Origin of the sequence: Tautonia marina, from assembly GCF_009177065.1 — a bacterium.
GTDB classification, from domain to species: Bacteria; Planctomycetota; Planctomycetia; order Isosphaerales; family Isosphaeraceae; genus Tautonia; species Tautonia marina.
The window spans coordinates 87971-100527 of the sequence record NZ_WEZF01000027.1; the positions used below are offsets into that span (position 1 = coordinate 87971).

10 protein-coding genes are annotated in these 12557 nt (G+C 64.5%); 4 read left to right on the forward strand and 6 right to left on the reverse strand.

Going from position 1 to position 12557, the window contains the following annotated elements; genetic code table 11:
- Positions 1-620: 620 nt before the first annotated feature.
- Positions 621-4007: an aminotransferase class I/II-fold pyridoxal phosphate-dependent enzyme gene (locus tag GA615_RS24515; RefSeq protein WP_161602535.1), complete on the forward strand. Its 3387-nt coding sequence runs from the start codon at positions 621-623 to the stop codon at positions 4005-4007.
- Between the two features lie 320 nt (positions 4008-4327).
- Here the strand turns inward: GA615_RS24515 and GA615_RS24520 are convergent, their stop codons facing one another.
- The 6 genes from GA615_RS24520 to GA615_RS24545 all read right to left on the reverse strand — a co-directional run bounded on the left by GA615_RS24520 (position 4328) and on the right by GA615_RS24545 (position 10957).
- Entirely contained in the window at positions 4328-5497 is a 1170-nt protein-coding gene (locus GA615_RS24520) for an LptF/LptG family permease (protein ID WP_235905666.1), read from the reverse strand.
- Between the two features lie 102 nt (positions 5498-5599).
- Positions 5600-6832: an LptF/LptG family permease gene (locus GA615_RS24525; RefSeq protein ID WP_152053978.1), complete on the reverse strand. Its 1233-nt coding sequence runs from the start codon at positions 6830-6832 to the stop codon at positions 5600-5602.
- Between the two features lie 51 nt (positions 6833-6883).
- Positions 6884-8101 (reverse strand): aminotransferase-like domain-containing protein, encoded by a 1218-nt coding sequence (locus GA615_RS24530; protein ID WP_235905667.1) that lies wholly within the window; start codon positions 8099-8101, stop codon positions 6884-6886.
- Positions 8102-8346: 245 nt separating this feature from the next.
- Complete coding sequence (locus GA615_RS24535; RefSeq protein WP_152053980.1) at positions 8347-9306, reverse strand: lysophospholipid acyltransferase family protein; 960 nt, start codon at positions 9304-9306, stop codon at positions 8347-8349.
- Positions 9307-9438: 132 nt separating this feature from the next.
- Positions 9439-9696 (reverse strand): acyl carrier protein, encoded by a 258-nt coding sequence (locus GA615_RS24540; protein ID WP_152053981.1) that lies wholly within the window; start codon positions 9694-9696, stop codon positions 9439-9441.
- Positions 9689-10957, reverse strand: coding sequence for a beta-ketoacyl-[acyl-carrier-protein] synthase family protein (locus GA615_RS24545; RefSeq protein WP_152053982.1), 1269 nt, complete (start codon positions 10955-10957; stop codon positions 9689-9691). The genes GA615_RS24540 and GA615_RS24545 overlap by 8 nt, the downstream gene beginning before the upstream one ends.
- Before the next feature lie 205 nt (positions 10958-11162).
- On the opposite strand from GA615_RS24545, the gene GA615_RS24550 reads away from it, so the two are divergent.
- From GA615_RS24550 to GA615_RS28310, 3 genes are all read left to right on the forward strand, one after another.
- Positions 11163-12014 (forward strand): fumarylacetoacetate hydrolase family protein, encoded by an 852-nt coding sequence (locus GA615_RS24550; protein WP_152053983.1) that lies wholly within the window; start codon positions 11163-11165, stop codon positions 12012-12014.
- 117 nt (positions 12015-12131) lie between these two features.
- Positions 12132-12338 carry a hypothetical protein gene (locus tag GA615_RS24555; protein ID WP_152053984.1) on the forward strand — a complete coding sequence of 69 codons (207 nt, stop codon included), beginning with the start codon at positions 12132-12134 and terminating at the stop codon, positions 12336-12338.
- A 31-nt stretch (positions 12339-12369) separates the two neighbouring features.
- A partial coding sequence (locus GA615_RS28310; RefSeq protein WP_235905668.1) for a hypothetical protein occupies positions 12370-12557 on the forward strand: 188 nt, incomplete at its 3' end.

Below are 12557 nucleotides of genomic sequence, written 5' to 3' on the forward strand. Positions count from 1 at the left end.
TCCCTGCTCTGAACTTCGAGGCAAGTCAGCGGGTTCGGCATCATTCCCCCGGGCCGCCGTAGGGGCGTCGAGGAGGAGTGGTTGCCGAGCGGATCGCGCCTGGTAAGGGGCGATCGCCAACGGATCAATGGTGATCGATCGCGAGGCGACGATCAAGCCACGAATGCGAGATGCGAAGCACTGGTTCGTCGAATCGATCGTGGATGTCGTCCCGAGGCAACACCCGGAGGTCGCGCCGAGGACGCGCGGGGAGTTCATCGAGGAAATCGTTCGGGCCGACCTTCGATTTCGGCCCAGGATCGCCATGAACGGGAGAGGAACGTCTCGTCAGCCGGAATCTCCACCAACGAGGAACGCGGTCACACTCGTAAGTTTGGCGAACTTTCAAGCTTGCATCGGTGGCGCTGGATTGTCGGGGCGGTCCCCTTGGGAAACGACGAGTTGCGTCTGGCCCAAGAGACACACGACCAGACCGACCTCGAGCACCATTGCTCAGTCACCAGGCCAGGCCCCGCAAAGTTTCAGAGCTCCGGTCGAGTCGAACGCCGGCCGGTCTTCGTTCTCCGATGCGTGGTCGATTCCTTACCTCTTTCGACGATCTCTTTCTGATTGGGAATCACATGGAATTCATCACGAGTTGCGAGGAAGGAAATGGGAAGGCCGTCAGCAACCCCGTCATGCCGCCGAGTTCGAACCAATCGTTCGAAACGATCCTGGACGCGCTTCAAACTCATGTGAAAAGTCAGGGAAGACGCAATGCCTACACCTTTCTCACTCCCGAGTTCCGGCAATCGACATTGACGTTTCGGGAGCTCGACGAGCGAGCAAGGCGGATCGCCGCCGGCTTGCTTCAACACGCCGAACCGGGCGATCGTGCCTTGATGATGTTTCCGGCGGGGCTGGGGTTCATCGAGGCGTTCCTGGGATGCCTCTTTGCCGGGATTGTCGCCGTGCCCGCTTATCCTCCCAGGAAGAACCGCAACGCCGGGCGCATTCGCTCCATCGCCGAGGACTGCGAGCCCAGGTTGCTCCTCTGCGCGTCTAAGACGAGGCGGGGGGTTGAGGAGGAACTCGGAAGATCGGTGAAGGGCTCATCCGTCATCGTGACCGACGAATTGGATGATTCAGGCGGAGGACCGCTTCCCCGGCCCCATCCAGATCAGCTTGCATTCGTGCAATACACGAGCGGTTCGACGGCATCACCAAGGGGGGTGATGGTCTCGCACGGGAACATCGTCGCCAACCAGGTCAGCATCATGACGAACTTCCGCCACACCACGAATGACGTGGCGGTAAGCTGGCTTCCGATGTTCCATGACATGGGTCTGATCGGTTCTGTCTTGCAGCCCTTATTCGTGGGGTTTCAATGCTACCTGATGGACCCCAGCACCTTCATCCGAGAGCCGTTCACGTGGTTGAAGGCCATCTCGGACTTCCGAGGAGTGCTCAGCGGCGCGCCCAATTTCGCCTATGACCTGTGCGTGCGAAAGGTGAGCGATCAGCAGAAAGCCGAGCTAGACCTGAGTTCCTGGGTGGCATTCAACGGAGCCGAGCCGGTCCGGGCGGAAACCTTGACGCGGTTTGCAAGAGCGTTCGAATCGTGCGGATTTCGCAGGGATGCGTTCTTTCCCTGCTACGGGATGGCGGAGGCGACCCTGTTCGTTTCCGGCGGGCCTCCCCTGGCCGCCACGAAGGTCGTGACGGCCTGTCCGATGGATCTGGAGAACAACCGGATCACCGAGTCGTCGAGCGGCCAACGGGTCGTCAGTTGCGGGCAGATCGGGCCGGACCTCGAAGTGCTCCTCGTCGACCCGAAGACGTTGACCGCGTGCCGACCGGACGAGGTCGGGGAAATCTGGCTACGGGGGGCGAGTGTCGCGAGGGGTTATTGGAATCGTCCCGAGGAAACCCGGGAAGCATTCCACGCCAACGCATACGGTGATGATCGACACTGGTTTCGCACAGGCGACTGCGGGTTCCTGAGGAACGGCGAGCTGTACGTGACCGGTCGCCTGAAAGACCTCATCGTCGTCCGTGGCCGCAACCTCTATCCCCAGGACATCGAGCAGCTGGTCGAGTACCACATCGACTTCCTCGGGCCGAACTCCTGCGCCGCCTTCTCGGTCGAACATGACGGCGAGGAACGGCTGATCGTCGTGGCCGAAGGCACGCGGGACATGGCCCGATGGGCCAGGTCGAACGCCGAGGGGCACGCGGAACGTGTTTGGCTCGAACGCGCAATTGATGACCTGCGGAGAGAAGTCCTCGATCAATTCGAGGTCGCATTGGCCCGACTCATCTTCGTACGTCCCGCGACGTTCCCACGGACCTCGAGCGGGAAGCTCCAGCGAAGACTGACCAGGAGGATGCTCTCCGACGGAGCGCTTGACGTCGTCCTGGAGTCGGCTGTCCGCAGACCGGATGTCGTCGAGATGCATCCCGCGGAACACGAGGTGATGACTTCTCTGATTTGCGAGACGCTGCGCGAGTGGGCAGGCCAGGAAGGGCAGTCGCTACCTGCCCTCAACGGCAAGACCACCTTCACGTCGTTGGGGGTCGACTCGATGGCCGCAGCAGACCTCGGGCTACGTCTTGAGAAGAAACTCAGCCTGGCCGTCGATGGGGAGATGCTTTACCTGGAACGGACGATCGAGAATCTGGCGGCCCAACTGGCTCGTCGACTCCCCTCGAACGCCGGGCGTCATGGTGAGCCTTCGTCAACGAAGTCGGGCTTCGTCCACTCACTCCAGGACGCCCTTCATCGCTTCCAGCAGTTCGAAGACGCAGGCCACGATTACTTCGCGACCGAGATCGAACACCAGGAAGGGAGCCACGTCTGGGTCGGCGGCCTGAAGATGCTGATGATGGCGTCGTACAGCTACCTGGGGTTGATCAACCGAGACGAGGTCAACGAAGCCGCCCGGAAGTCCATCGAATCCCACGGGACCGGGGCCCACGGCGTCCGGCTTCTTGCCGGGACATTCCATACGCATTGCGAGCTGGAGCGGGAGATCGCGGCGTTCTTCGCGACCGACGACGCGATCGTCTTCAGCAGCGGTTTCATCTCCAATCTGGCCACCGTGGCCGCCCTGGTGGGTGAGGGGGACGTCGTCATCGGCGACGAGTACAACCACGCCAGCATCGCGGACGGGTGCAAGTTTTCCGAGGCAACGTTCCTCACCTTCCCGCACAACGACACACGTGAACTTGAGATCCTTCTCAAGCAACACGCAGGCAAGAAGATCCTCGTCGTTGTCGATGCAGTCTACTCGATGGACGGCGACGTCGCTCCGCTGCCCGAAATCGCCGAGCTCTGCCACCGGCACGGCGCGTTGCTGATGGTGGACGAGGCCCACAGCCTTGGGGTGATGGGGGAGACGGGCAGGGGGATCCAGGAGCACTTCAACCTCCCCGCCGACGCGATCGACATCAAGATGGGCACCCTGTCGAAGGCCATTGCCAGTTGTGGCGGCTTCATCGCGGCCCGGCAGGAGATCATCGACTACCTGAAATTCCACGCCAGGGGCTTCATCTTCTCTGCGGCCCTGCCGGCCGCCCAGGTCGGGGCCGCCCGCAAGTGTCTTGAGATCATCCGGGACGAGCCCTATCTCGCAGGCCGCCTGCGGGAACTGCGCGATCGCTTCGTGTCGGGATTGCGCGATCTGGGCTTCGAGGTTCCTCCGACCGATTCGGCGATCGTGCCGATTCTTTTCCGATCCGAGGAGGAGACCCTGGAGGCGGTCGGATTCTGTCGGGCGCGAGGGCTATTCGTGGTGCCGGTCTTTTATCCGGCGGTCCCGATGGACAGGCCCAGGATCCGGGCTACCGTCATGGCTTCCTTCTCGGACGACGACCTCAATGGAGCGTTGAAGGTCTTCGAGCAGCTGGCCGCCGCCCGGTCGGCGGCCTCGGTCCGGTCGCCGAGCCGCTCGCCGGGGGGTGTTCGGCGGGGGAATCCGGAAAAAACCGGGGGAGCGATCTTCGATTTCGGCCTGGGATCGCCATGAAGCTCCTGATGGCCAGTCTCTGTTGAGGAATCACGCCGGCCTGCCACGCGCTGAGAACCGATCGACTCCGGCCCGCCACGACGATGAGGAACTGATTGTGATGAAGCTCCGAAGTCTCCTTGATGTGCGAGCATCGTTCCCCTGTCCCCCCGCCGACCATTGCCGGCCTGACGGCCAATCCCGCTCGGGCGATTCCGTCATGAGGTCCGGAGGTTCTGGAACGGCTCGTCTCCGAGACGTATCGAAGCTCCGAGGAGCCGCCTGATCGAAGGGGATCACCCGGATTGAGGTTCCTTCCGGGGCGCGAACTCCGGGCGCGATCACGACTTGATCAGATCCCAACGCGACGCGGCGATCGTGCCGAAGGCGATGAGCGGGCCCCAGGCCGCGATCATTGGCGTCAGGACGCCGTTGCTGCCGAGATACTGCGCGACGTTGATCGTTGCGTAATAGGCCGCCGACGCGCCGAGCGAGAAGCCGAGGTTGATGAACGTGTTCCGCCCCTCGCCCCCGAGGATCAAGGGCAAGGACAGGAACAGCAAGGCCATGCCCATCAACGGCCGAAGCATTCGCATGTGCAAGTAGACGGCAATCTCGGTCTTTTCCGGGTCGTTCACCGGGTCGGACAGCGCGGTGATCAGCTCGGGGGTTGAGGCGTAGCGGAACCACTGGCGATGGTCTCTCGTGATGGCCTGGAACGTCACCCGAGACTTCAGGAACAGCGTTCGCCCTCCCAGGTCCTCCATGCCATCGAGCGACGGCGGGAACCCGTCGAGGTCTTTGCTGGCGTCCAACTCGACGAGATAGTCCGGGTCAATCGGCGCCTCGGGAGGGCTGACCCGAGCCCGTCGCAGCAGCCAGCCGCCGGTCTGGGGGGCGGTCGGGTGGTCTTCGGGAATGTAGGTCGCCTCGGCCGCATCCACACTGCCGAATGATCCGATGACGGGCATTGGCATGAAGGCGTGGAACTTGGTCACGGTCTGAGAGACCGGATCGCCCTGGCCGCTCGCGCCGACGGAAACGCCGTTGCGGTCTTCCCGGCTGTGGAATTGCACCATTTTTCGGCCATCGAAGTGGTCGGGGGGCTGTTGCAGCTCGTCGGCGACCTCGGGCATGATCCATTCCTGGTTGACGACCGCCAGGGCGTTGACCAGGCAGGCCGAGACGAGAATCGGCCGGATCACGCGTTTCGTGCCGATTCCGGCGGCGAGCATGGCCAGCAGCTCGTTGTTGCGCTGCATCCAGGTGGCCGTGAAGACGGCGGCCATCATGGCGATCACCCCGCTGAGCCGATCGAAGAACAGGCTCGTGCGGACGAGGTAGAAGCGGCCCATCTTCTGGAACAGACCGAGGCCGCTGGCGACCTTGGCGAACTCGTCAAGGTTCGCGAAGGCGTCGATCACAACGATCAGGCCCACGAGCGAGACGAAGCAGATGATGTAGGCCTTCACGAACGCCCAGTAGCGCTGCCTGTCCAGGATCCGCAGCATCCGGTCCCTCCGTGGACCTCAAAGGTCCGACCGATCGAGCATCCTTGCCCTTTCGAGCGTCCATCATCGCCGCGCCGCGCTGCGATGCCTCGACCGACCCAATCAATGCCGCAGCACCGGCCGCAAGACCATGCCGCAGAGGATCGCCAATACGAGGTTCCCCGCCCAGAGGGCGAGCAACGGATTGAGCATCCCCTCTTTGCCCAGGTTCACGCCAACGAGGGTCAGCGGATAGTAGATGAGAATGATCGGCATGAAGCAGACCATGAAGGCGCTGAGGAAGTCTCCCCTGGCCCGCCAGATGCCCACCGGCACGCCGATCAAGACGAAGAACAAGGGGCTGAAGGCCAGGGCCACCCGCATGTGCTTCTCGGTTTCGAGCTTGTCGTACCGTTGATCCCAGTAGAGCGCGTCGTTGTAGGTGGCCCGGATCGCCGGCCAGTTGACCAGCCTCGGCCGCCCCGAGGCGATCCAGAGGGACGCGGCGATCGACTGCCGGTTCCGCTCCTCGACCGACCGGCTGAGGCACTCGGCCTGCTCCTCGATGATCTGGCCGGTCGTCAGCTCCTGCACGGTGCCGACGAACTGGTCGCCGCGGTTGGCCATCGGCAGCTCGAGCCGTTCCCTGTCGATGAGCATGAAGTCGCGGTTGCGGGCGCTGCCGTTCATCGCCGCGTCTTCCAGAACGACGACGACCTTCTCCCCCTCCTTGTCGAACTGGATCGAGGCCCGTTCGGCAAAGATGTGCATGTCGAAGGGGGATTCGGCGTTCGGGTCGCGGTTGCGGTGCGAGAACCGGGCACCGATCAGGACCTTGTCTTCGACGTCGCGGACCTCGATCTTGAACGGCCAGCCCTTGTTGTCGAACGACCGCTCCTTCTTGAGGATCCGATAAAACATCTCCTCGATGTTGCTCATCAGGGCTTTCTTCGCCTGATGGGTGGCCGAGGGGATCAGGTCGTTGCTCATGAAGATCAGGCCGACGCTCATGATCGTGCCGAAGAGGAACGACGGCAGCATGACCGTCATCGCCCCCTGGCCCGATGCCTTGATTGCCAGCACCTCGTTTTCCGACGCGATCCGCCCGTAAACCACCGACACTGCGAACAGCAAGGCCACGGGGGCCGTGTACGGCAAGGTACTCGGCACGGCCAGCGGCAGCATCATGGCGATTTCACGAGGGCCGAGGCCCGTCTCGGCCGCCTTGCCCACGACCACCACCAGCACGAAGATGCTCGTGAGCATCAACAGGGCCAGCGAGAAGGACTTGGCCACCTGCCCCATGACGTATCGGGGCAGAATGCCGATCGCGTAGCGGCGAAGCAATCCGTTCACTTCGGGTCCCCCGCGGTACTTCCGGGGCGTCCTGGCCCCGGACCGATCGCCTCACGCGACCCGTTCGCCGCACGCCGCCAGGGCTCCGGCCAGGCGACGCGCACCTTCGCGTAACTGTTCTTCGTCCGGCACGCCGAAGCAGAGCCGGGCATGGTTCGTCGGCACCGGTCCCGGTTCTTCCGGGAACGCATACGATCCCGGAACGTACAGCACCTCATGTTCCAGCGCCTTCGAGAACAACGGTCCATCCTTGCCCGTGTCGAGCCACTCCGGCACCGTCAGCCAGATGTAAAGGCCCCCCTTCGGCGTCGTCCACGACACCCCTTCAACCCCGCCGAGGTGCTCCTCCAGCGCCTTGAGCAGGACCTCGCACTTCGACCGGTAGACCTCGCGGAGCCAGGCCACCTGGGCGTCGTAACTGCCGTCGCCGAGGACCTGATCGAGCACGTTCTGGGCGAAGTTGTTCGAGCCGAAGTCGTGGTCCCCCTTCAGGTTCAGGACCGATTCGAGGAGCGACTCGGGCAGGATGCCGAAGCCCGTCTTCAACCCCGGGCTAAAGCTCTTGCTGAACGTTCGGGCGAGGATTACGCAGCGGCCGTCCTCGTCGTGCCTCCAGACGCTCGACGGCTCTCGGCCGGTGAAGCTCAGGCCGCGGTAGGCGGCGTCTTCGAGCACATAGATTTGATGCGACTTCGACCAGCGGTTCGCCAGCTCGACCAAGGGCGCCCGCCGATCGCCGGCCAGGCTCAGGCCGGTCGGGTTGCCGTGCTCGGTGACGGTGTAGATCAGCTTCACCCGGGGCAGGTCGTCGGCCTCGGCGAGTCGCTGGAGCGTTTCCTCCAGGGCGGGAAAGCTCAACCCGCCGTCATCCGTTTCGATCCCGATGACCCGGGCCCCTCGGGCCTCGATCAATCCCATGAAGACGAAGTAGGTCGGCGACTCGACCAGCACGATGTCTCCCGGGTCGAGCAGGGCCTCGGCCACGAGGTAGAGCAGTTGCTGCGAGCCGTTGGTCATGACCGTCCGGTCGATGACGTGGTCGAACTGCCCCGGCAGGGCGTCTTCTTCCTGCTCCAGACGACGGACGAGCCGTTCCCGGAGCGACCGATCGCCGATGGTCGTCCCGTACTGTAACGCCTTGCGCCCCCGGGCCGGGTCGCCGAGCAGGGCATCAACGGCCCTCCGGGTCGGATCAACCGGCAAGGATGCGGGATCGACGAATCCGGCGGCGAGCGAAATGAGGCCCGGATTATCCAGCGCGCACTTCATCAGGTCGCTGATCGGCGACCCCCCTCGATCTCGGGCCAATCGACTCAAGGACGACGACGGATTCATGTCAACCGCGGGGGTGAAAGGACAACGCCGGGCACGGGTTCGTCTCCATCAAATCTAACGAGTTTCATGGATCGGTCAACCCGCCCTCCGGTCGGGGGCACAGGGGCTCGACCCCTCCGACACCCGGGCATCGCCCAGAGGTTCGGGCCCGACGCATTCGGGATCATCTCGGGGAGGGTTCACCCGGCCGCGGCCATCGGCGGTCCCGAAGGCCGGGGGCGGGCCTCGTCGTCCTCCCAGAAGAAGTAGTCGATGCTGTTTGCCGGATCGCGCCGCACGCGCTCCTCGATCAGCGTCAAGCCGTGCTGGACCCAGTGCGCGGCGAGCGTTTCGTCTCGGGCGGCCTCCCGAGGCACGGTGAACGCTGGCTCGAACTCGACGGAATACGTCCCGTCGGGCTTGATCAGGCAGTACGCCGGCACGACCGGAGCCCCCGACAGCGCCGCCAGCGTGACCCAGGTTGAGGAGAACCTGTACGAGCGTCCCAGAAACCGCGCCGGGGCGTTCGGCGGGGTCGGCCAGCGCACGTCCGAGGCGATCGACAGCACGATCTGCTCGCGGAGCACCCGGGCCGCCCGCAAGATCGCCCCGGCCGCTTCGGCCGGATTCGTCTTTCGAGAGACGAACAGCCGCGACTGCCCGATCGGTCCCTCGGTGGCGAACTGCGCGGCCATCAGCTTCGAGATCGACCTCGGCCGTTCGCTGAACATCCGCCAGGGATACCCCTGCCAGATGATCCAGTACGCCATCAGCATGTGCGCGCCGAAATGATTGCCGAGCAGAAGCACGCCGCGTTTCTGACCCACCGCCTCGTCGAGTTGCTCGCGTCCTTCGACCCGGAGCAGGTCGTTGATCTGAGCATCGGTCCGGTCGTCGAGCAGCATGTCGCGCACGCTCGACCGAACCTGATTGGCCGCGAGCGCCGGGCCGATCCGAGCCGGGTCCCAGTCCTCTCCGAGAATCGCTGCGTGGGTCCGGATCGCCTCGTCGAACCGCTTGCGGGTCGCCGGCACCAGCCGGTATTCTTGACGGCCGATCGCATCCAGCGTCCGGAGCGCCGTCCGAGGCGGCAGCCACCGCAAGACCGGCAAGGTTGCCCGCAAGAGCCCTTTGCGTGTATTGACCCCTCGACGCCCCATGCGTGATTGACCCCCTGAGCTTCGACGGATTGGACCGGCCGATGGATTGCCTCTGCCGGAGTGCGTTTCGGAAGGGCAGGCAGACCGGCAAGGCCGGGCCTGTCGTTCCGAGGATCACCCCCGCGTTCCCAATCAGGCTGCCTGAGACGCCTGACGATCGAAGACGTAGTCGACCAGGTCGCCCACCGTGACGAGCCCCGCCAGGTCGTCCTCGTCGATCGCCACCCCGTAGGCGTCTTGCACCTCCAGGAAGACGCTGACCAGGTCGAGCGAATCGACCCCGAGATCCTCGACCAGCGACGACTCGGGCGTGATCGTGACCGCCTCGTCAAGCTTCACGACCGATCGAATCAGGCCGCAGACCGTGTCGAACAGTTGAGAATCAGGCATCGGTTCCTCTCCCGAAGACCAGGGCGTTATTCGTTCCACCGAATCCGAACGAGGCCGACAGGATGCGGTCGAGCCGCACCTCCCGACCTTCGTTCGGCACGTAATCGAGGTCCAGTTCCGGGTCGGGGCGATAGTTCACCGTCGGTGGCACCGCTTGCTCGCGCAGGGCTCGCACGCAGACCGCCGCCTCGATCGCCGGGGCGGCTCCGAGGGCGTGGCCGATCGCCCCCTTGATCGAACTGACCGGAAGTTTCGCGGCCCGATCGCCGAAGATCCGCCGCACGGCCTCGGTCTCGACCCGATCGTTGATCGTCGTGCTCGTGCCGTGGGCGTTGTAATAATCAATCTGGTCCGGGTGCACCCCGGCATGAGCGATTGCCGCTTCCAGGCACTGCCGAACCCGGTCCGGTTGCGGCTGCGCGACGTGGAAGCCGTCGGAATTGGTCGCCCACCCCAGCAAGGTCGCCAGCGGCGTCAGCCCCAATCGCTGCACGGCCGATTCGGTCGCCAGGACGAGGATTCCCGCCCCCTCGGCCATCAGGAACCCGGCCCGATCGCCGCTAAACGGGCGGCTGGCCTGAGACGGATCATCGTTGCTCCGGTCGTTCGGCTTGCGACCCATCAGGGCCTTCATCGTCACGAACCCGTTGACGATCTCCGGCGTGAAGGCGCTTTCGGTCGCGCCGACGACGGCCACGTCTGCCTCTCCTGAGCGCAAGAGCATCGCCCCGAAGACGATCGCGTGCCCTCCGCTGGCGCAGGCATTGGCCGGGCAGAGGCTCGGCCCGTGCAGTCCGAGTTGCTGGGCCACCTGACCGGCCGCTTGATTGGCGATCAGGCCCGGGAGAAGATAAGGCCCGGTGGCCAGCGACTTCCGGGAGGCCGCTCGCTTGCTCTCGGCGTGGTAGAGGTCCATCCCGCCGAGCCCCGAGCCGACGACCACCGCCACGCGGCTCCTCGGCAAGTCGGCGTCGAGCTTCGCCTCCAACCCCGATTCGAGCCAGGCCTGGCGGGCAGCCCTCACGCCGAAGTGGACGAACCGAGAGCCGAGCCGGGTGATCGCCGGGTCTTCCTCCGCCGAACCCGGCCCGACGCCCTCGACCAGCCCTGCAATGTCTTGCAAGTAACTGCCCGGATCGAGGCGATCCGGGTGCCGGGCCAACCCGGATTTCCCGGCGACGAGCCCCTGCCAGGTCCGGTCCAGGTCGTTCCCCAGACAGGTCACCGCGGCGTGGCCGACCACCACGATTCGATCCGACATCCCTTGCCTCCCGGTTCCATCCGTCGCCGGGCCTTTGTGTGTGCGAATTCACGCGAAGCACCCGTCGGCCGACCCGTTGCATCCTTGAGCCGTCCCGGTGGTTTGGCCTTCGAATCGCCGATTCCCCAGCGCACCCGAAGCCTCGAACCACCGGCTTGGCCGGTCGACCGAACGAGGGTTCTAACACGAAAGGGTCATTTCGACCATGCAGCTTGTGAAATTTCTCGGACCTGACTCCGAACACCCCGCCGTCGGCCTGATTTCCGGCGATTCCGTCCGCCCTCTCCGCGGTTCCCAACGGATCGCCACCGTCCTGCACGCCGCTGACCCCGCCGCTGAGGTCGACCGCCGCCTCTCCCCGGAATCCGAGGCCCTGCCGATCGCCTCCGTCCGCCTCCTTCCCCCGATCGACGACCACGAGATCTGGGCCGCCGGCGTCACTTATATTCGCTCGAAGGTTGCCCGCGAGGAGGAATCGGAGCAGGGGGGCTCGTTCTACGACCTCGTCTACTCGGCCGACCGCCCCGAACTGTTCTTCAAGGCCACCGCCGACCGCGCCGTCGGCCACCAGGCCCCGATCCGCGTCCGCTCCGACACGAAATGGAGCGTCCCCGAGCCCGAGCTGGCCCTCGTGCTTGACGACACCCTCCGCCTCGTCGGCCTCTCGATCGGCAACGACGTTTCCGCCCGCGACATCGAAGGCCGCAACCCGCTCTATCTTCCCCAGGCCAAGGTTTACGCCGGGTCTTGCTCACTCGGCCCCACCGTCACCCTGTTTTCCAGCCTCTCCAACCCCTCCGATCTCTCGATTACCCTCGACATCCACCGCAACGGCTCCTCCGTCTTTTCCGGGACTACCTCGACCTCTCAGCTTGCCCGCTCGTTCGACGACCTGATCCACTGGCTCGGTCTCGACCAGTCGTTCCCCGACGGCGTCGTCCTGCTGACCGGCACCGGCATCGTCCCGCCGGACGAGTTCACCCTTCACCCTGGGGACGTGGTCCGGATCACCATTGAGGGCCTCGGCACCCTCGAAAACACGGTGGCCGCGCGGTGACCCGCGTCGCACACATCTTGAACGCTCCCGGAGGGTCCAGCCCTTGCATTGTCCAGACCTTCCAGAGCGTTCGATGCTTCCTCGGTCGCGTCTGTTTCTCAAGCACATGAGGAACTGATGCCGTTGAGTTCTGTCGAAGAAATCAAGGTCGCGATCGCCCGGCTCTCTGACGAGGACGTGGCCCGAGTCCGCGAATGGGTTGCGTCCTATGCCGATCGGCTCTGGGATGAAAAGATCAAACGGGATGAACGGGCCGAACGCCTCGACACCGTGATTGATCAGGCGTTGCATGAGCACCGGACCCTGCGGACCCGCCCCCTGTGAATCAGTACACGACAATCCAAGGGGACATCCCATGAACGAGGGCAATCGGCTCTCTCCGCTCGCGGCCGAGATGGTTGCTGGCCTGTCCGCGATCTGCGACGCGATTGAGGCGGGGGGACCGGTTGGGAAACGCTTCACCGTCAGGACGGTCAGCCTCGACCTCTATAAAAAAACCGAACGGCCCCGACGACATCAAGGATGTCTCGTAGGGTCCGCTGA